Origin of the sequence: Methanococcoides sp., from assembly GCF_030594565.1 — an archaeon.
GTDB classification, from domain to species: Archaea; Halobacteriota; Methanosarcinia; order Methanosarcinales; family Methanosarcinaceae; genus Methanococcoides; species Methanococcoides seepicolus.
The window spans coordinates 1-19,627 of record NZ_JAUVEY010000021.1 but is presented as its reverse complement, the minus strand read 5'-3'; the positions used below and the strand labels follow the sequence as shown (position 1 = coordinate 19,627).

The window sequence follows — 19,627 nt, the reverse complement described above, 5'->3', positions numbered from 1 at the left end:
TAGAAGATCACGTATGGGGTTTTTGGGGCATTATTGGAGAAAAATGAGAGTTTATGGCTGAAATATTAGAATCTGGAAAAGTCTAACCTTGGTAATTGTTCCCAGAATTGTTTTTTATAAAAACCTCTTATTTGCAATTATGTAAATATAGCTAACTATTGAAACAGATGATAATAAGCTATTAATTAAGTGAAAATGATTTAAATTGCTTGCATCTGAGAATTACTGAATTGTCGTGTTAGTGTGATGTACATTCGAATGATGAAAATATAAAAAAGAAGTTGAAATTGAAGCAATATTTCAACCTCGATACAATCATAATGGAAGATGATTTTTGTGGTATTTTTTAATCATCTGGTACCACCCATCGGAAATTTTCCAATGCTTAATATTTCGTTTTTGAGCATTATATCCCCAAACGCCGGCATGATGAAAAATAACACCAAGATGCCCGGATAATTGTGCATCTGTATTTGACCACCCTAGTTCTTGAAATAGAAATGATCCAATTCCTGGTTTTTCAGTTCCATCCACTTGTTTCTTCACATTATTTGCAAGCGATTTTCTACCTCCATCGGACATATAAGAATCTAAAAGATTTAGTTCTTCACATGTTATTTTTGTAACTCTCTCTTTTTTACTATCACCCGATTTAAACATACGTTTAATGTGAATATCACAATCATCAGTGATCATCCACCAGAAATCCTTTTGCTGTCCACCAAATGTCATATTATGCAACCAAATACCATTCATAGGATCAATCCATTTTTTACAAATCAACGAAACTATTTAAATATGTATTAATTACTGATATTCTGCCATCCAAAATGAATACTCTCATAATTAAGCATCTCGTCTCCATAAAAGCCTCTGCCGGGCACTGTCCTATATAAAATTATATAAATGAAGATCAATATAGGTGAATATGATGGTTCAAGATACAACACCCACAAAAGCAGATATCAGTCTACCTGATAAATGGGACGTTGCTGTTATTCCAAAGGAACCAACCTATTTTGATCGTTTCTTACCCACTACGCATAAGCAGACCACGCTGACAGAATGTGGTATCGACCCAGGGGATGAATATGCACTACCACATCCAAAGATACGTGTACTTGCAATAAGACAGCCTTGGGCCTCATTGATCATTCGTGGGCTAAAGAATATAGAAGTACGTTCAAAGAACACGTTTGTCCGGGGAACGATAGCCATCTATGCAAGCAGGGCAACTATCCGGAAAAAGGACCTTAAATGGGTGAACGAGAATTATGATGTCCCTACTGAACAGCTTGAGGATCTGCCCACGGGAATGATAATCGGAACAGTGAACCTTATTGAATGTAAGGAATATGAATCCGATTTTCATTTCAAGCTCGACCAAAGACGCCATTTGAGTCCGGAAGAGAGCTATGCCAAGAACATAAAAGGATGGTTCCTAAAATCCCCACGCCCGATAGAGCCGGTCAGTTATAAGTTCAATGGCGAGGTAGTCTGGAGTCTGGCAGACACCGATATCCTCCAGCAAACTGCTTGAGGGCCTGTTCTGATAAGTGATACCGATCGAGAGTATTCTGGGGTGTTCCCTTATGCAATTTTCAATATGAAATATCGATCGTTCACATTTATAGCTAAACATTTAATATAGATGAATGCATAGATGCAGACTAAATATATAGATCAGAATAGATACAGGGAATACGATAACTGAATTATTTACAACGATTTTTTTATCTATTTATCACATCTAACTGATTAAAGGATTTTATTTAAGTTCGAATATCCGTATCCTAGGGAGAAAATCGCGATGAGTGACGATTACGATGCAACACACATTCAGGTTCTTGAAGGGCTGGAAGCAGTACGCAAACGACCCAGTATGTATATTGGAAGTGTAGACACCAGAGGACTTCATCACCTCGTATATGAGGTTGTTGACAACAGTATTGATGAGGCACTTGCTGGTTTCTGTAAAAATATAGACGTATCGATCAATGCAGATGGTTCTGTCACCGTTGTAGATGACGGTCGTGGAATACCTGTCGACAATCATCCAAAATATAAGAAATCCGCACTTGAGGTCGTACTGACCGTTCTCCACGCAGGTGGAAAGTTCGACAAGAGCAACTACAAAGTATCCGGTGGTCTCCACGGTGTTGGCGTATCCGTTGTGAACGCCCTTTCCGAATGGATGGAAGTCGAGGTCAAGCGTGATGGGAAACTATACTACCAGCGTTATGAACGCGGAGCCCCTACCTCCAATGTAACGGTCATTGGGGATTCAAAAGGCACAGGAACGAAAAGCACGTTCATGCCTGACTCCAAGATATTCGAAACGACCGAGTTCAATTACGGGACACTTATTACAAGACTCAGGGAACTGGCTTTCCTAAATAAAAATATCAGGATCTCTATTACAGATTCACGGGATGAAGAACTTGAGCAGGACGTTTTCGAATACGAAGGCGGTATAATCTCTTTCGTTGAACACCTGAACCAGAGCAGGACAGCTCTTCACAAGGTACCTATCTATTTCGAGCGTGAAAAGGAAGGGACCATTGTTGAGATCGCTATGCAATACACCGACAGCTACGGTGAATATGTATATTCTTTTGCTAATAACATCAACACGCATGAGGGTGGTACTCACCTTATTGGGTTCAAGACTGCATTAACGCGTGTTGCTAACGATTATATCAAGAAGAATAATGTGGTCAAAGGTGATGAGAAGCTCACAGGTGAGGATATCCGTGAGGGTCTTGCAGCCATCATCAGTGTTAAGCTGACAGAACCACAGTTCGAAGGTCAGACCAAAACAAAGCTTGGTAACAGTGAACTTAAAGGGATCGTTGACTCCATGGTGTCCGAGGGTCTCTCCGAATACATGGAAGAGAACCCGAAAGTTGCAACAATCATATTCCAGAAGGCACTGGATGCCAGACGTGCAAGGGAAGCTGCTAAGAAGGCACGTGAACTCACACGCAGGAAAAGTGCCCTTGAGATCGGCACCCTGCCAGGCAAACTTGCAGACTGTTCTGAGAAGGACCCCTCTGTAAGTGAAGTCTATCTAGTGGAAGGAGATTCTGCAGGTGGTTCGGCAAAACAGGGACGTAACCGTAGATTCCAGGCGATCCTACCATTCAGGGGTAAGATCATCAATGTCGAAAAGGCACGTCTTGCAAAGGTCTTGAAGAACAATGAGGTCCTCTCACTCATCACTGCCATGGGTACAGGCATAGGTGAAGATTATAACATTGAAAAGGCACGCTATCACAAAGTGATAATAATGACCGATGCTGATGTCGATGGTGCACACATACGCACACTGATCCTTACCTTATTCTTCAGATACATGGCTCCGCTTATTGATGCAGGATATGTTTACATTGCACAACCCCCGCTTTACCGTATAAAGAAAGGCAAAGCCGAACATTATGTATATTCTGACAGAGAACTGGCAGCGAAGCTTGAAGAGATCGGTGAGAATAACACCTATGTACAGCGTTACAAGGGTCTTGGAGAAATGAACCCTGAACAACTTTGGGAAACCACAATGAACCCTGATACAAGGACATTGTTGCAGGTCACCATGGACGATGCAGCCGCTGCGGATGAGATGTTCTCCGTTCTTATGGGTGATGAAGTTGCACCACGTAAAGCGTTCATACAGAAATATGCAAAAGAAGTCGTTAATCTGGATCTATGAGGTGATATAAATGGCAGATAACATGAATAATGAACCTGGCGATGTACAGCCAAATGATGAACCTCTGGATATCAAGCCCACAGATACCGGTGAAAGGATCGTCCCTATCCTTATTCAGGATGAGATGAAGAATTCCTATATCGATTATGCAATGAGCGTAATAGTTGGAAGGGCTTTACCAGATGCACGTGACGGTCTTAAACCGGTACACAGGCGTATACTCTATGCCATGAAAGAAGCCGGCATGACATATGATAAAGCATACAAGAAGTCCGCTCGTGTAGTGGGAGATGTTCTTGGTAAATATCACCCACATGGCGATACTGCAGTTTATGATTCTCTTGTGAGAATGGTGCAGGAATTTTCCCTAAGGTATCCATTGATCGATGGTCAGGGTAACTTCGGTTCAATTGACGGTGATTCCGCAGCAGCTATGCGATATACCGAATCCCGAATGGACCGTATCTCCAACGAGATGCTCGCAGACATTGACAAGGAGACCGTTCTATTCAGGCCCAACTACGATGGTTCTCTAAAGGAGCCTACAGTACTTCCTGCAAGACTACCAAATCTTCTTATCAATGGTTCTACAGGAATTGCAGTGGGAATGGCCACCAATATGGCACCACACAATCTTGGAGAGGTCATTGATGCCACTTTAATGCTTATTGAGGATCCTGAGACACCCATTTCCAGTCTAATGGAGATAGTCAAAGGTCCTGATTTCCCAACAGGCGGAGTGATCCTTGGTCATCAGGGTATAAAGTCCGCATATGAGACTGGAAGAGGACCCATCAAGATAAGAGCAGTTACTTCGATCGAGGAAATGAAGAACGATAAGAACCGTATCGTTGTTTCGGAACTGCCATATCAGGTCAATAAATCAAGACTTATCGAAAACATTGCCGCTCTTGTAAGGGAAAAGAAGATGGTCGGCATTTCAGATCTGCGTGATGAATCTGATCGCGATGGTATCCGCGTTTCTATTGAACTTACAAGGAACACAAATCCTGAAGTTATACTGAACCAGCTTTACAAGCATACCCAGATGCAGACCACTTTTGGTATCATCAACCTTGCACTTGTCGATAATATTCCAAGGGAATTGACCCTTAAGGAATTGCTTCAGATATACCTTGAACATAGGATCGATGTCATACTCAAACGTTCCATGTTCGATATGAGAAAGGCTGATGATAAAGCCCATATCCTTAAGGGATTAATGATCGCTCTTGACCATATCGATGAGGTCATAGCTCTGATTCGCGGTTCAAATGCTGTGGATGAGGCTAAGGAAGGGCTGATGACCAAGTTCGGGCTTGATGAAGTTCAGGCAAAGGCCATCCTGGATATGCGTTTGCAGAAGTTGACAGGACTGGAAAGGCAGAAGATAGAGGATGAGCATGGAGAACTTGTCAAGCTTATCGAGGACCTGAAAGACATCATTGAAAGTGATGAAAGGAAATACAACATCATAAAGGAAGAGTTACAGGCCATCCGCGAAAGGTTTGCAGATAAGCGCAGGACAGAGATCACAGGCTCACATGTCGAATTTGAGGATGAGGATTTGATCCCTGTGGAAGAGGTCATCGTTACAATCACCAATAGCGGCTATATCAAGAGGATGCCTGTGGATACCTACAGTCAGCAGCACAGAGGTGGAAAGGGTGTCATTGGAATGGAAACAAAGGAACAGGATGTCGTTGAAGATATCTTTATATCATCCACTCATGATTACCTGATGTTCTTCACCAACCGCGGAAAAGTCCACTGGAAAAAGGTTTACAGCATCCCAGAAGGAAGCCGGCAGTCAAAGGGTAAGGCTGTTGTAAACCTGCTTGATCTTGCTGAGAACGAATCCGTTACTGCAACAATAACAGTGAAGGAATTCGAAGAGGATAAGTTCTTGTTCATGGCAACACGAATGGGAACTGTAAAGAAGACCCCATTGTCGGATTTCAGTAATGTGAGAAAGGCCGGTATCATTGCGCTCAAACTTGATGAAGGGGATGAACTTGTCAATGTAGCACTCACGGACGGTTCCAAGGAAATAATGATGGTCTCAAGGCATGGAAAGGCTATCAGATTCTGTGAAAGGGATGTTCGTCCAATGGGTCGTACTGCAAGAGGTGTTCGCGGAATGAAGCTTGCCGGCGATGATATTGTGGTAAGTCTTGATGTTGTTGACCTGAGCACTAAACTACTCACCATCACAGAGAACGGATATGGAAAACGTACAATGTTTGACGAGTACCGTGGAATGAAACGTGGTGGACAGGGTGTGATCACCATAGTGACGAGTCTCAGGAACGGTCCTGTAATAAATGTAAAGGCCGTTAAAGAGGAAGATGAGGTCATGGTGACAAGTTCAGAAGGAATTTTCATCAGAATTCCTGTGAAGGATATACGTGCACAGGGAAGAAACACACAGGGTGTCAAAATTATGAATGTGCGCCCCGGCGACAAGGTTGTGGGTGTTGCAAGAATTAAAAATGAGGAATGACACGAACTAAACACTTTTAAATATTGACCATATTTACTAGACTAAATCAGCTTAAAGGATGATTATTATGGAACTTGAAAAATTAAGACACGGTACAGAACTTATCAAACGCGGCTTTGCAAAGATGCAGAAAGGCGGCGTTATCATGGACGTTACGACCCCTGAAGAAGCAAAGATCGCTGAAGAGGCAGGAGCTGTTGCAGTAATGGCACTCCACGCAGTCCCTTCAGACATCAGAAAAGAAGGCGGTGTTGCAAGGATGGCAGACCCACAGGTAACTGCTGACATCATTGCATCTGTAACAATTCCGGTAATGGCAAAAGCAAGGATAGGACACTTCGTTGAAGCTGAGATCCTTCAGGCACTTGGCTCTGACATGATCGACGAGTCAGAAGTACTTACACCTGCAGATGAAGAGTTCCACATCGATAAGACACAGTTCACTGTTCCTTTCGTATGTGGTGCACGTAACCTTGGTGAAGCACTGAGAAGGATCAACGAGGGTGCAGCTATGATACGCACAAAAGGCGAAGCTGGTACCGGAGATGTAAGAGAGGCTGTACGCCACATGAAGCAGATCCTAGGCGAGATCAGGACACTTCAGGGAATGACAAAGGAAGAGCTTATTATGGCTGCAAGGGACATCGAAGCACCTATTGAGCTTGTTATGGAGACCGCGCAGATGCAGCGTCTTCCTGTTGTGAACTTCGCAGCTGGCGGAATTGCAACTCCTGCAGATGCAGCTCTTATGATGAGACTTGGCGCTGACGGTGTTTTCGTCGGTTCAGGTATCTTCAAGGCAGAGAAGCCGGAAGTAATGGCAAAAGCTATTGTTGAGGCTGTTAACAACTACAACAATCCTGAAGTACTTGCTGAGGTATCAAAAGGTATCGGCGCGGGTATGAAAGGTATCAGTGTAGATTCAATCCCAGAGGATCAGGTTCTCCAGACTCGTGGCTGGTAACCTTTCCTTTTTTACTTCTTTTTTTTGGTGTTAATTATGCGTATTGGCGTTATCGCTATTCAGGGCGATGTTTCTGAACATGTTGAATCTCTTGAGCGTGCTCTTGCAGAACGCGGAGCAACTGCTGAAATAGTTACTATCAAGCACAAAGGTATTGTTCCCACCTGTGACGGACTTGTGTTCCCTGGCGGGGAAAGTACGACCCTTGGTCGCCTCATCTTAAAGGAAGGCATTGACGAGGAGATCAAGCAGGCAAAAGAGAAAGGTGTTCTAATACTTGGTACCTGTGCAGGTATGATCCTTCTTGCTAGGGCAGGAGATTCACAGGTTGAGAAGACGCATCAATACCTGCTGGGACTGATGGATATAAGGGTCAACAGGAATTCCTTTGGAAGGCAGTTCGAATCTTTCGAGATCGACCTTGATGTATCCGTACTTGATTCACCATACAATGCAGTCTTTATCAGGGCACCGGCTATTCTTGAAGCAGGAGAGAATGTAAAGGTCCTTGCATCAATTGATGACAAGATAGTTGCTGCCGAGCAGGATAATGTTCTGGCACTGGCATTCCATCCTGAACTTACCGAGGACATGAGAATTCACCAGTATTTCCTTGACAAACTGTTCTGCTGATCTGATAAAAGGAGAACATCAAATTAGAATGGAGGAAAAGAGGACCTAATTTGATGATCTCGAATTGGAGGTCTTCCCTTTTGTGCATGGTATAAATGCAGTATTTTGATAATTTTTGTTCAGTAGCCATTTTGTATTTAGCCTAATTTTTATTCGATTGTTAATCTCCTTTTTTTATTATGGAGAAAATATATTTCATCCACATCTCCATTTGTGTTTGTCACTTTGACCTTATATTTCTCCCCACATTTCCAGACATGTTTTTTCGTTTCTTTTTTAGATTTTTGTGTTTAACTTTTGTCTTCTTCTTCTTTTTATTGGGAAACCAACACGATACGTGCGGAAATGTTGCTTTTTATCAGTTAAAAGTCTCTCACTCAATATTGAGGAGATACTTTTATTAGTATAATACACGTATAGCAAATTATTTGGAATGTGTGATAAACGGAGGGATAAAGTTATGGATAACGAGAAACCATATGAAATATTTTTAAGCGGTAAAATTAGTTACAATGATTACAAAATGTTTAATAGGTTCCACCTAAGAAACTATATATAAAAAAATTCATTGCTTTATTTTTCCTTTACTGCATGATGTTTTATGGATTATCTATAATTACTATCAGTTTTATGGGACCTGTTTCAATGATCATATTAAGCTTGTTTTTAAGTTTATTGACGGTTGGAGTATTAATTTTAATCACTTTTAAAAGATTAAAAGCAATTTATTATTCTAATAAAAGAATTCAGCTTGAAAAAATATATAGTATTACAAAAAACGGGACTAAGTGGACTGATGCCCGGGGAGAATCAGTTATTAAATGGGAAGATATAGTATTAGCTGCTGAATGCAAAGAACTAATACTCATATACATTTCAATTGTTCAAGCACTAATTATACCAAAAAGATTTTTCAAATCAAATGATGATTTTTTCAAATTTAAAAATCTGATTGAACAAAAAATCAGCACAGAAAAGATAAAAATGGATCTAGACCATTTAGATGGTAATAACGTTATGTGAGTCTGATTGGTATGTGGATTTTGAAATAATCTTACTGGTGCGCCAACGTTTAGTATCGCTCACATAAACACATCACATTATTTACCACTGTTGGCTTCTAACTACGAGAGCAATGGAAGCTAACAAAAGAAATTTCAAACTGATTCTTTTGTGAATCGTTTTTGATCAGTTTGAGCTCATCAAATTAGAATGAGAGGATTTATGAGCTAATTTGATTATCTCAAAAGGATACGCAATAAATAAGATATTCTTATAAAGGTGTAGCGTGTCCTTTCTTTAAGGTCTCGGAAGAGATCATTATATTTAGAAACGTATAGTTAGAAATGGTGATTTAGATGGTCAAACTCACAGAAGATATGAAAGAAGCATTTTCAAAAGTACAGATATTCCCATTTGCAACAGCATCAAAAGCAGGGATTCCAAATGTAATCCCTATAGGCATGTGCAAGTTGGTAGATGATGAGACAATCTGGGTAACGGACAACTATTTCCTGAAGACCCGCCAGAATCTGGATGAGAACCCAGTGGCCTCTATTTTTGTATGGGGACCTGAAGTCGGCGGCTGTTTCCAGATAAAAGGAGATGTAGAGATCAAGACCAGCGGGGATGACTATGATAAAGCCCATGCCGGTGCAAAAGCAAAAGGGGACAAATTCCCTGCAAAGGCGCTTATGGTAATGAAGATCACCGATGTCTTCGAATGTAAGTCCGGGGATGACGCCGGAAAGAAGCTCGTTTGAACACAACAGATTGATCTATTAGATGTTCAGCTAATGATTATTTGACCCTCTTTATTCATGCCTGAAAGGTAAATTAAAAATGAGGAGATGAATTTATCATTAGCATTACTTTTTTGATTTGAGATTCATATTCGATTATCGGTTTTTAATTGATCGAGCAGAGTGGCAACTCTAATCACAATATTCCATTAAAACTTAAAAGCTCTAATAAAGGAAGAAAAAGAAGAAACTCAGTTCTTCCTTTTCCGGAACAGACAGGCAAATACCAGAATGAATATAGATGTGAACATAGTACATCCTGGAATGTTATTTGATTTGATTTCTGGGATTTCTGCTTCTGTGTTATTTCCAGAGCCAGAAATTTCATCTTCTGAAACAGTCTTGGCTGGCACATTGGCATCATCCACATCGGCTGCAATAGCAAATGCTGAAAAACCAGGGGTTTCTGCTTCGAAGTAGATGTACGAATTATCTTCTCCAATAGTTGTGGTTTTGAGAGCATTCCATTTACCACCATTGTGACGATACAGTGCTATTGACCTCTCATCAATACCATTCTTTGTGAGCCAGTCCTTTGCTACACTGAAACCTATTTGAGGTTCAGCAATATTATTTTCGGTTGCAAATCCTGATCTGCCAACCCATATGTTAAGGTTGCTATAGACAAGTCCAGGAGCACTTTCATCAACCATTATAGACTTACCTTTAAGCACTTCAATCGTTGTTGAGACCCTTCCGTAATTTTTCAGTGCAGAGAAGTTGATGTACTCAATTACACTCTGCTCGTCATCGAAAGCATAACTAATTTTAAGTCCTTCAATGATGTTCTCTGTTCTTACAGATTTAAATGCGATGTTCGCAAAGGCTTCACCGGATGCTCCACCTCCGCTGCTAGAGGAACTGATGCCACCGTGATTCCCATTGTCATCAACGACATTATCCAGACCATCAGTGATTGAAAATGATGTACTGAAAGGTACAGAATTGCCAGCATTATCAGCAACTGTTATTGATGCAGTGTAGCTACCAGAGCTTAAACCTGTAGCATTATAGGAAGTATAATTGCTTGTGATCTCAAGTGAATTATCGGTAATCTCGATATCATCGAAATTAAAGATAATTGAACTGACATTAATACCACTTTGTTGGTCATTGTAATTGAACCTGATGTTAACGAAAGTGGTATCTTGAGCAAATGTAGTTCCACTCACAGGTGTCACACTATCCAGGATAGGAGCTATTGTGTCACTTACAACGACTCCATAAATGGAGAAGTGATTGACATAGGTGATCCAGTATTCTTTACCATCAATAATTTCTATCGAAGTTGGACAGATTTCCCAAAGCTCTTCTGTTTCATTGCAATAAAGAATGGAAACGTCTTTTGTATTTATTCCATCAGGCAGAGTAACTGAATTTATTGGTATTGCGATTATAGCACTTGATATATTTTCTTTAAGATTACTGTCAAGTTCTACAGATATGAAATAGAGTCCTATAGAGTCATCTGTCAGATTTGCCATTGGATCCATACTTTCCGTTACAATAATGTTTCCAATAGTATCATTTGTAGTGTTGAAAGTAATAAATGTGTCAATTTGGCTACTATTGAATAGTCCGGTTCCATTTGTAAATTCTATTTTTTCTATAACGACTACAGAACTACCAGAACCAATGTTACCAGCAATATCGGTACCTGTTACATTCACATTGAATATCTGTTCAGTATCCAGCTGGAAATATCCGGTCCATTTACCACTGGTTTGGGCAACTTCAATCACATCAGAATTAACTTCAACTATCGGATATCCTATAACAGATTCGGACGATATTACAGAGACCATTCCATGAGTTTCGTTATACATGGAAGCAGTTGATGAGAATATAGGGGAAGTACGATCAACTACTATCAGAGTATCTGATACAGTTGAATTCAAATTCATTGCTGCATCGATAGCATTTGCAGTAAGAATGTACTGGCCATCATCATGTATGCATGAAAGGTCAAATATTGCTGTCCAATTACCATCGATTAATTCTGCACTCATATTCTTCTTGTAATTTGTAAAAGTAGAGCTAAGAGTATACTCAACAGAATTCACATCTCCTGGAGTTCCTGATGCGCTCACATTAATCAATAAAGTGGCATTTGCGTAAACAATATTATTGTCAGATGTGAAACCTCTAATATCTTCAAATGTGACTATTGGCTTTTCGTTGTCAACAGTAATGCTGACATTAGCAGAAGCAAAGTTTCCGGATGTATCAGTGCTGTTCACAAACAATATATAAGCGCCACTTGATACAGGAAGTTCATCTTTATCGGTTGCATTCCATACATATTCATAAGTTGCACTGTTTGGATCATCTTTTGCAATAGTCAGATTGATGATCTCATGACCTTCTGAGTCGGCAATGATCAATTCAGTAGATGCAAGATGTGCATCAGTACTATTCAAATTAATAGTTACTGGATTGTATATGCTGATGTACTCCAATGGATAAGCAGAGATGTGTGCTTCGGCTGCCAGATCATCTATGATATTCACAGCTACTGAATCAATAGCAGACCATACACCATCATTATCCTGTACCTTAAAGTATACAGTATGAGTTCCAAGTGAAAGACCTGAAGTACTGAAGTTCTCACTGGTACTCAATTGACCATCGATACTTGAATTCCAATCATAACCTATAATTGTACCATCGGAATCAGTCCCAGAACCATTGAATGTTATTTCTGTACCTTCAGTAGCTGTAGACGGATCAATCGATAAGATCTCAGCGGTCGGAGCTACATTTGGCTTTTCATTAATTGTGACTGTGGCTGAATCCGTAGCAGACCATACACTATCATCATCCTGTACACTGAAGTAGATTGTGTGAGTTCCAAGTGAAAGAGCTGAAGTACTGAAGTTCTCACTGGTACTCAATTGACCATCGATACTTGAATTCCAATCGTAGCCTATGATCATACCATCGGAATCAGTGCCAGAACCATTGAATGTTATTTCTGTATCTTCAGTAGCTGTCGTCGGATCGATCGATATTATCTCAGCAATCGGAGCTACATTTGGCAATTCATTTATTGTTACTGTTGCTGAATCATCATCAGACCATGCACCATCATCATCCTGTACCTTAAAGTAGATCGTGTGAGTTCCAAGTGATAAAACAGATGTACTGAAGTTCTCACTGGTACTCAATTGACCATCAAGATCAGAAGTCCAAAGATAAGCAGTAATACTTCCATCATTGTCAGTGCCTGTTCCCGAAAATGTTACCAAATCGCCGAGATTTGCAATATTTGGTATAATCGAAGAAATGTTGGCTGTTGGTATTTCATTCTCAATAATAACATTATACTCTCTGAATGGGTAGAATTTTAGTTCCTCACTGTCAGCAACCATGAAGTTGAACCCATCTGTGAGTTCAATTACTGAATCCTTTCTCAAGGTGAGATCATTATAAGATTCCATTTTGAGATATCCACTTGGACCTGATGCTAGGGAACTTATTTCGAACACACCAAATTCGTCATCAAATTCGATTTCCATTAATTGGTCAGATAACTGCCAGATACCATCAATGATCATGTAGTTACCTGACTGATTAACCTCATCTACATGAATCATCAAGGTAAGGACATCAACCTCGTTAAGTATATCCTGCTCGTAATAATATGTCTTGTCTGACGTAGTTGCATTAGTACCTGCATTGATAACCTCATCGTCAACGAACGTACCATTCTTGGTCAATTCTATCCATACCTTCTCACCCTCTACATCGATCTGCTTTGGAGTGATGGTATATCCCTCACCGAGATCAAGTGAATTTCCAATTCTAATCAGATTACTGCTACCATCATCGGTTAGAAGCTTGGTAAGAATAGATGGATCATGGTCGATTGGAACATATTCTTCACCCCATAAGCCAATCTTTTCATAGGTCCAATCTTCTGATGGGTTGTGTCCTGTCTTGAAATCAAAATTTGGTTGAATATCAGAAACTATGGTAGTAGTATAGACAAATTCTTCTGAATCAGCATCTAGTGTCCTATCGAAATTATCAATTCCACGAACATTCAGTACTTCGGATGTTACATTATTATTAAAATCATACCAGAAACCAGCAAATGAATGTGCATTCCAACTATATGATTCATTTGAAGATGGTGAATCAAGGACATTTCCACGTATTTCATAGATACCTGATTCGATTAGTGTCTTCCTTAAGTAGAACCTCAATGTAGGTTCGTCTGCAACTCTGAATTCTAAATTCCCCATTATATTATTAGTACTGCCTGCATCCAGAAAGATATCATCATCGAGTTCCATTGTAATTACTGCATTATTGATAGAAGATACGATCATCTTTTCATATTTATCGCCGACATTAATTTCCATGACCCGATCAGATATCTGCCAGACACCTTCCAAAACTACTAAAGAATCAAACTGACCCTGGAATGCCTCCTTTACATGGATTATTAAAGTAAGAACATCATCCTCACCAGATACATCCTGCCTGATGTACCAGGTTGTGTCAGAAGTTGTGTTGCTAGCATCAGTAGAGATAACCTCATCATCAATGAAGTTACCATTCTTGGTCAACTCGAGCCATACCTTCTCACCTTCCACATCGATCTGCTTAGGAATGACTGCATAGCCTTCACCTAATTCAAGAGTCTGACCAATTCTCATAGTGTATTTAAAATCGTTATCAATTAGAAGTGGAGATAGTTTAGATAGATCATCTTGAATAATAGGTACATATTGTTCACCCATGAATCCAACAGTTTGGTATAACAAAAATGTAGATGGATCATTTTCAAGCATAAATTCAAAATTTGGACTTGAGTACATAGAGCTTGTCCTATAAACAAGTGGGTTTTGTGCCGCATCTGAATCCAATATTCTTGAGCTCAATGTACCATTCTGATAAAGGGTCAGTGTTTCCCCAGACTGATCATCATCTAGATTATAGTAGAAACCAGCGAAGTTCTGTGCATCTATTATTTCAATAGAATTGCTATCCCATGTACTGAGATCACCTGTAAAAACTGGCCCTCGTATTTCATTTTCAGGAGAAATAATTGCTACAGATGATTGGTCTTCAGTTGTACTGATCGCATAAACACCGTTCGTGTTTGCAAAAAGATAATCATCAATATTATCATTATTCAGATCTAACCACGCTTCTAACACGACCCATAGATCTGGATACTCACCGGTTTTACCCGTTTTAAATTTCCAAATCGTAGAACCATCACTACCATCAATAGCAAATATCAAATTCCGGGAAGAAGTAAAGTATTCAGAAGTTTCTTCATTTGTGTATACACACATGTTCTCTATCTCGAGAATAGGATCCGGGATACCATCACCACTGATATCAGAAAAGATACTGGTCCAAGTATAAACATCACAACTACCAAATGTCCATTCATTGGGGTCTAAATATTCATTAAATGAATATTGTTCAGACCAATCCAAAATTTCAGTTCCAGCCATGCCTTTAAAGATATTTATAGTGAAAATATATTCATTAGTTCCAACTTCTACATGATTTGTACAAATGATGTCCTCTGTTCCATCACCATCAATGTCATTACAAGTGTAAATGTCATCCGTAACAATTGGTACTTCCCAATTCCAGATAAGGTTGCCATTACTGCCACTTCGGAATTGAATTCTTTCAATATGTTCATCACCACTAATGTAGTCAAGGAAGATAGCAAAATCATCAATACCATCATCATTAACATCATTTAAGACCGAAGCATATTGAGGAATTTCATTTGTGCTCCATGTACCAGCAATACTCCAAATTTCGGAACCATCGTTTCCTCTAAGAACATTAAGGTTTCTTCCATTATTGGTTACTATTAATAAATCAGATATTCCATTACCATCAGCATCAATGATCCCTAATAATGTTCCATTAAAATCAGATTCCCAAACCAAGGTTCCATCATTACCTTTAATTACAGACAGATTATGAGAGGAAGCGTCATAGTTATCTATTACAAAATCGGTTAAACCATCACCTGTAAAATCTGTGAATTCCCAGTAAATATTATCTGAAATTGTACACAAGCTTGAACCATCGGCGCTACTCAATATATAAGTCATAATATTAGATTCATAATATATTTCCGCCAGTATGTCTTCGGACCCATCGCCACTGGCATCCTCCACAGGAGTAAGCCAACAATCAGCATAAGACATCCAATCATAACTTGCTATTTTTTGAACCCAAATACTATTTCCATTTGATCCACTTAATAGTTCAACATAAATATCATATTGTTCTAATCCATCATCGTAAATTGACCAACTTATGGCGATGTCATAAAAACCATCATTATCAATGTCGTTGTTTAGTGAAATAACAGATTTAGCATATCCAGCACATGATTTGTTCCAGATGATAGAACCATCAGACCCACTTAATACTAATATTTCATCTTCATCACAAACGACAAAATCAATAATTCCATCAGTATTAATGTCATCTGATAGATATGTATCAAGCTTAGGATCAGAGGTATTGCTTTCATAACTCCATAATAATTGCCCACTTCCTTCCGTCATTGGCAAATATCCAGCGGAACTTCCACCGCTTCTACCACTGCTGCTGTTACTACTAGGTACAGGTTCAGTACTTGTCACCATCGTTGCAATATTTGAATCTACTAAAATTTTTGTTTGATCGATTGGAATAAAATTATTTTTAAAAATGTTTTTTTCATCAAATTTTATGAAATTAAGTTTATGATCATTATTTGTGTCTGCATCATAAGCACTTACTAATCCAGCGCTCATAACCAAAATTAGCAAAACAGAGATTGTAAAATACATTGATCTGTGAATTCCCTTTAAATTAATTGAATTCAACAACCGTACACTATTTTTAAATATTGTTTTAAATTCCCCACTCAAGTAAACACCACCATCATCTTTTATTTTTAGTAATTGTATACATTTAATTGATTGAATCTGAAAAAAATTAGATGTAAGCATATTCACTTGATACAATATAAGATTTATTAGCCCAATACTAAAATATTCAAATTGTTGCGTTTTAGAACATTATTAAATCTAACCAATAAAATGAAGCTGGAAGGAAAAAAGATATTTAATAAATTTATGGATCTGAAGTTTTACTTCGAAGACCTTTTCAGCAGAAATGTTGACCTCGGAATTGAAACATCTATCAAACCACAGCTAAGAGCTAATATCATGGGGAATGCAGTTTATGCCTAGGGACCATTCTATCTTTTTTGAAGTGAGAGTAAAGAATCCGTCATTCGATGTGACTCCGGCTAAATACATCGATCTCATCATCACCGGAGTTGTTGCTATCTCGACAGCAATGATTTTCACCATAATCCGGGATTACATGAGACTGAGTCCTATTTGATACCAGGAAACAGGAATTATTTCTTCCTTTTTTCCATATTTTTATCGGACCAGTTCCACCATTTGAGCAGTTCAGGGTCATGGTTCCTGTGAGATGCGTAGTAGACCGCCTCCCTGAAACCATAGAGTACACATCTGTCAATGTGCATTCCCCTCAGATCAATTAATTTAAGATACATCAGCTCGGGATCTTCACCTTTGAGTTGGGAGATGGAATGTATCCCTAGGTCCCACAGTTGCTCAGCTGACTTCTTCCCAAAACCCGGCATTTGCATCAGTTCTTCCAATGCCTTTTCTTTTTTTGATAGAGTCATTTCTTACCCACTGTGGCAATGTAGATTACAAATTCGTCCTCGCCATCTATACCCAGCACAGCATTGAGTTCATCATCAAAGAAGGCTCCAATGGCACAGACCCCACAGTCGATGGACTGGGCGCTCAAGTAGATATTCTGGCACACATGACCTGCATCCAGGTTTATGTACCTGTATCCTCTTTCCCCGTATCTCCACTTCATCCTGTAGATCACCGCTGTCCATATGAACGTGACAGCACTCGATCTTATGAAGGACTGGTCCAGACATGCAACAGTAATATTTTCAGCAACAAAGGAACCTGTTTTGATCTTAGCCAGTTTGTGTTCAATGGGCAGGAAAAGGTAGATCCCCTCTTCAAAACCTTCCACGTTGTTTACGAGTATGTATGTCTCGAGGGCGTGTCTTGCACCTGCAGAGGGTACATTCCTCAGCGTGGCTGCATTTCCCATTAATTCTCTCACGCCTTGAGTACACCAGAGCAGGTATGACAACTCACCGAGAGACAACTGCTCCGGTGAAAAGTTTCGAAAGCTGGAACGTCCTTCTATGGCTTCTCTCAGGTCTATATTCTTAACATTTAGTGCTCCTGGTTCGGGAAGCTCAATGACCTCCCTTCCACCAGCACCTTTCTGCAATGGAGGCTGCGGATAGCCCATTGATTGGTCCGACCTTTCTGCATACTGGAATTTTGTTTTATCCATAAACTCTTTGCCAATTTCATTCAAAATGATAATTTCCCCATAATATCCCTTTAAGAAAATTCTTTATTTGTGCTTTATACTTCTTGCCCTTATGACAGCAAAGGAACCTTTCCCGAAGTCCTTCTCTGGCTTTTCCATATCCTGTATCCTATCCAGAGGCTTGAAAAGAGTTTGCCTTATATGCATATCCTCAAATCCATGTTCCTTCAACATCGACAGGACCTCCTCTGTGGTGTGAAAGCCAATGTTCTTGTAAAAACTGCTTTCTGATGCCTTCTTGCGATATTCTTGTCCCAGAAGACTATTCCTTTCAACAAAAGCAACGATAAGAGATCCTTCCGGAGCAAGCATGCGGTATGCCTCTTCCAGTGCTTTTTCAGCATCCATAAAGCAGAGACTTGTAACCATAAGTACAAGTTTCATTGAAGATCCTTTGAAAGGAAGTGACTCACCAACTCCTTTTATGCATTCAACCTTGCGTGACCCTGCAATTTTCAGCATCCGGGCAGAGGGATCAAGTCCGTAAGTGATGCCCAATTCTGATGCAAACCTGCCTGTACCAACTCCGATCTCGATACTATTGTGAGCTATTTTCGATGGCATAAGCTCCCTGATAGCATCCAGTTCAGATGCATAGACTGCTGGATTCTTGTCGTACCAGAGATCGTATTTCCATGTATGGATATCAAAAGCGCTTCTTTTCATAATGCCCTCATACCCCCTGTAAGATTTTACAAAAGAAACTATAGAGAATTGCGATTAACTGCTTATTTTTTTAAAGCAAATTTGTTCGGCTAATTTTTTGAGTATTTCTCTCTATTTCCAGCAGTTTGCTAGTATCCATTTATATACTTTTCAACTTTTTTGAATAGCTACCGCTATTCATCCTAAAGATTTTCTTCTGATTGTCCTCAATTGATAGAGATTATAACTGAGTGCTGTAATTAACATTTTGACATTTGCTCTTGCCAACGTTGTCACTCTTACAAATCCTGATGTAAACACATTTTTGATAACAGCATAGGGTCTTTCCCCTTTTGCTCTTATTCTGCTAATCCTATTGTTTCTCATCTTATCCCGAATACCAATAGGATGTCCTCGTACTCCCCTTTGCATAGTTGCATCATATCCTTTTGAAGTTGCACCAAAGTAACCTCTATCTCTGTAAACAACCTCTCCTTCTTCAGAAAGATCGATCTGACTATCATGAAGTGAGGCAGCAGTTGTCTTAAATCTCCTTATCAGATCATAATCAACATCTTCAATGGTATGCAGTTTATATCCAAAATGTGATTTGGATGCCTTTTTTGTCCATGTACCATCTTTACATCTTCTGGTCTTTGCATCATTTCCACGAGGAGTGTCAAGATTTGCATGTCCTGGATCAGCATGTATGAATGTTGCATCCTGAATCATACCTTTTTTGATCTTCAACCCTTTATTATCTAGTTGCCTTTGCAATTCATTCCATATTTCATCCTCTTTTCCTGTTTGAGAAATCCGTTCCCGAAAACCCCATACAGTAGTGCTATCAGGAACCTTTACAGGAAAACCTAAGAATTTCCTAAAGGAAATTCTATCAGTTGTCTGTCTTTCAAGTTCAGGGTCAGATA

At 39.5% G+C, this 19,627-nt stretch carries 14 protein-coding genes; 8 read left to right on the top strand and 6 right to left on the bottom strand.

Features of this window, described 5'->3' with window-relative positions:
* Nucleotides 1-315 precede the first annotated feature (315 nt).
* Nucleotides 316-732, bottom strand: coding sequence for a hypothetical protein (locus QAS77_RS03220; RefSeq protein ID WP_305064134.1), 417 nt, complete (start codon nt 730-732; stop codon nt 316-318).
* 196 nt (nt 733-928) lie between these two features.
* Between QAS77_RS03220 and QAS77_RS03215 the strand changes: the two genes are divergently transcribed.
* The 7 genes from QAS77_RS03215 (at nt 929) to QAS77_RS03185 (ending at nt 9,572) form a co-directional block, all read left to right on the top strand.
* A complete protein-coding gene (locus tag QAS77_RS03215) occupies nt 929-1,540 on the top strand; it encodes an ASCH domain-containing protein (protein ID WP_250868267.1) in 612 nt (203 codons plus the stop codon).
* Between the two features lie 270 nt (nt 1,541-1,810).
* Nucleotides 1,811-3,709: a DNA topoisomerase (ATP-hydrolyzing) subunit B gene (gyrB, locus tag QAS77_RS03210; protein ID WP_250868266.1), complete on the top strand. Its 1,899-nt coding sequence runs from the start codon at nt 1,811-1,813 to the stop codon at nt 3,707-3,709.
* A gap of 10 nt (nt 3,710-3,719) precedes the next feature.
* Nucleotides 3,720-6,212: a DNA gyrase subunit A gene (gene gyrA, locus QAS77_RS03205; RefSeq protein WP_305064133.1), complete on the top strand. Its 2,493-nt coding sequence runs from the start codon at nt 3,720-3,722 to the stop codon at nt 6,210-6,212.
* Nucleotides 6,213-6,279: 67 nt separating this feature from the next.
* Nucleotides 6,280-7,176: a pyridoxal 5'-phosphate synthase lyase subunit PdxS gene (pdxS, locus tag QAS77_RS03200; RefSeq protein WP_250868264.1), complete on the top strand. Its 897-nt coding sequence runs from the start codon at nt 6,280-6,282 to the stop codon at nt 7,174-7,176.
* 36 nt (nt 7,177-7,212) lie between these two features.
* Entirely contained in the window at nt 7,213-7,809 is a 597-nt protein-coding gene (gene pdxT, locus QAS77_RS03195; protein WP_305064132.1) for a pyridoxal 5'-phosphate synthase glutaminase subunit PdxT, read from the top strand.
* Nucleotides 7,810-8,439: 630 nt separating this feature from the next.
* Nucleotides 8,440-8,832, top strand: coding sequence for a YcxB family protein (locus QAS77_RS03190; protein ID WP_305064131.1), 393 nt, complete (start codon nt 8,440-8,442; stop codon nt 8,830-8,832).
* Between the two features lie 335 nt (nt 8,833-9,167).
* A complete protein-coding gene (locus tag QAS77_RS03185; protein ID WP_305064130.1) occupies nt 9,168-9,572 on the top strand; it encodes a pyridoxamine 5'-phosphate oxidase family protein in 405 nt (134 codons plus the stop codon).
* Nucleotides 9,573-9,802: 230 nt separating this feature from the next.
* Here the strand turns inward: QAS77_RS03185 and QAS77_RS03180 are convergent, their stop codons facing one another.
* Nucleotides 9,803-16,516: an S-layer protein domain-containing protein gene (locus QAS77_RS03180; protein WP_305064129.1), complete on the bottom strand. Its 6,714-nt coding sequence runs from the start codon at nt 16,514-16,516 to the stop codon at nt 9,803-9,805.
* Nucleotides 16,517-16,832: 316 nt separating this feature from the next.
* Between QAS77_RS03180 and QAS77_RS03175 the strand changes: the two genes are divergently transcribed.
* The gene (locus QAS77_RS03175) at nt 16,833-16,997 is read left to right on the top strand and encodes a hypothetical protein (protein WP_305064128.1); all 165 of its coding nucleotides are present in this window, start codon (nt 16,833-16,835) and stop codon (nt 16,995-16,997) included.
* A 16-nt stretch (nt 16,998-17,013) separates the two neighbouring features.
* Here QAS77_RS03175 and QAS77_RS03170 read toward each other — a convergent pair whose 3' ends face one another.
* The 4 genes from QAS77_RS03170 to QAS77_RS03155 all read right to left on the bottom strand — a co-directional run.
* Nucleotides 17,014-17,310: a helix-hairpin-helix domain-containing protein gene (locus QAS77_RS03170; RefSeq protein ID WP_250868259.1), complete on the bottom strand. Its 297-nt coding sequence runs from the start codon at nt 17,308-17,310 to the stop codon at nt 17,014-17,016.
* Complete coding sequence (locus QAS77_RS03165; protein WP_305064127.1) at nt 17,307-18,014, bottom strand: SagB/ThcOx family dehydrogenase; 708 nt, start codon at nt 18,012-18,014, stop codon at nt 17,307-17,309. The genes QAS77_RS03170 and QAS77_RS03165 overlap by 4 nt, the downstream gene beginning before the upstream one ends.
* A 63-nt stretch (nt 18,015-18,077) precedes the next feature.
* Nucleotides 18,078-18,719: a class I SAM-dependent methyltransferase gene (locus QAS77_RS03160; RefSeq protein WP_305064126.1), complete on the bottom strand. Its 642-nt coding sequence runs from the start codon at nt 18,717-18,719 to the stop codon at nt 18,078-18,080.
* A gap of 177 nt (nt 18,720-18,896) precedes the next feature.
* A partial coding sequence (locus QAS77_RS03155; protein WP_305064125.1) for an IS5 family transposase occupies nt 18,897-19,627 on the bottom strand: 731 nt, incomplete at its 5' end.

What these genes read in the sequence shown, in the direction of transcription:
- pdxS (WP_250868264.1), top strand. Translation starts at nt 6,280, where the DNA reads ATGGAACTTGAAAAATTAAGACACGGTACAGAACTTATCAAACGCGGC.
- QAS77_RS03220 (WP_305064134.1), bottom strand. Translation starts at nt 732, where the DNA reads ATGACATTTGGTGGACAGCAAAAGGATTTCTGGTGGATGATCACTGAT.
- QAS77_RS03215 (WP_250868267.1), top strand. Translation starts at nt 929, where the DNA reads ATGATGGTTCAAGATACAACACCCACAAAAGCAGATATCAGTCTACCT.
- QAS77_RS03190 (WP_305064131.1), top strand. Translation starts at nt 8,440, where the DNA reads ATGGGACCTGTTTCAATGATCATATTAAGCTTGTTTTTAAGTTTATTG.
- gyrA (WP_305064133.1), top strand. Translation starts at nt 3,720, where the DNA reads ATGGCAGATAACATGAATAATGAACCTGGCGATGTACAGCCAAATGAT.
- pdxT (WP_305064132.1), top strand. Translation starts at nt 7,213, where the DNA reads ATGCGTATTGGCGTTATCGCTATTCAGGGCGATGTTTCTGAACATGTT.
- QAS77_RS03175 (WP_305064128.1), top strand. Translation starts at nt 16,833, where the DNA reads ATGCCTAGGGACCATTCTATCTTTTTTGAAGTGAGAGTAAAGAATCCG.
- QAS77_RS03165 (WP_305064127.1), bottom strand. Translation starts at nt 18,014, where the DNA reads ATGGATAAAACAAAATTCCAGTATGCAGAAAGGTCGGACCAATCAATG.
- QAS77_RS03185 (WP_305064130.1), top strand. Translation starts at nt 9,168, where the DNA reads ATGGTCAAACTCACAGAAGATATGAAAGAAGCATTTTCAAAAGTACAG.
- QAS77_RS03160 (WP_305064126.1), bottom strand. Translation starts at nt 18,719, where the DNA reads ATGAAAAGAAGCGCTTTTGATATCCATACATGGAAATACGATCTCTGG.
- QAS77_RS03170 (WP_250868259.1), bottom strand. Translation starts at nt 17,310, where the DNA reads ATGACTCTATCAAAAAAAGAAAAGGCATTGGAAGAACTGATGCAAATG.
- gyrB (WP_250868266.1), top strand. Translation starts at nt 1,811, where the DNA reads ATGAGTGACGATTACGATGCAACACACATTCAGGTTCTTGAAGGGCTG.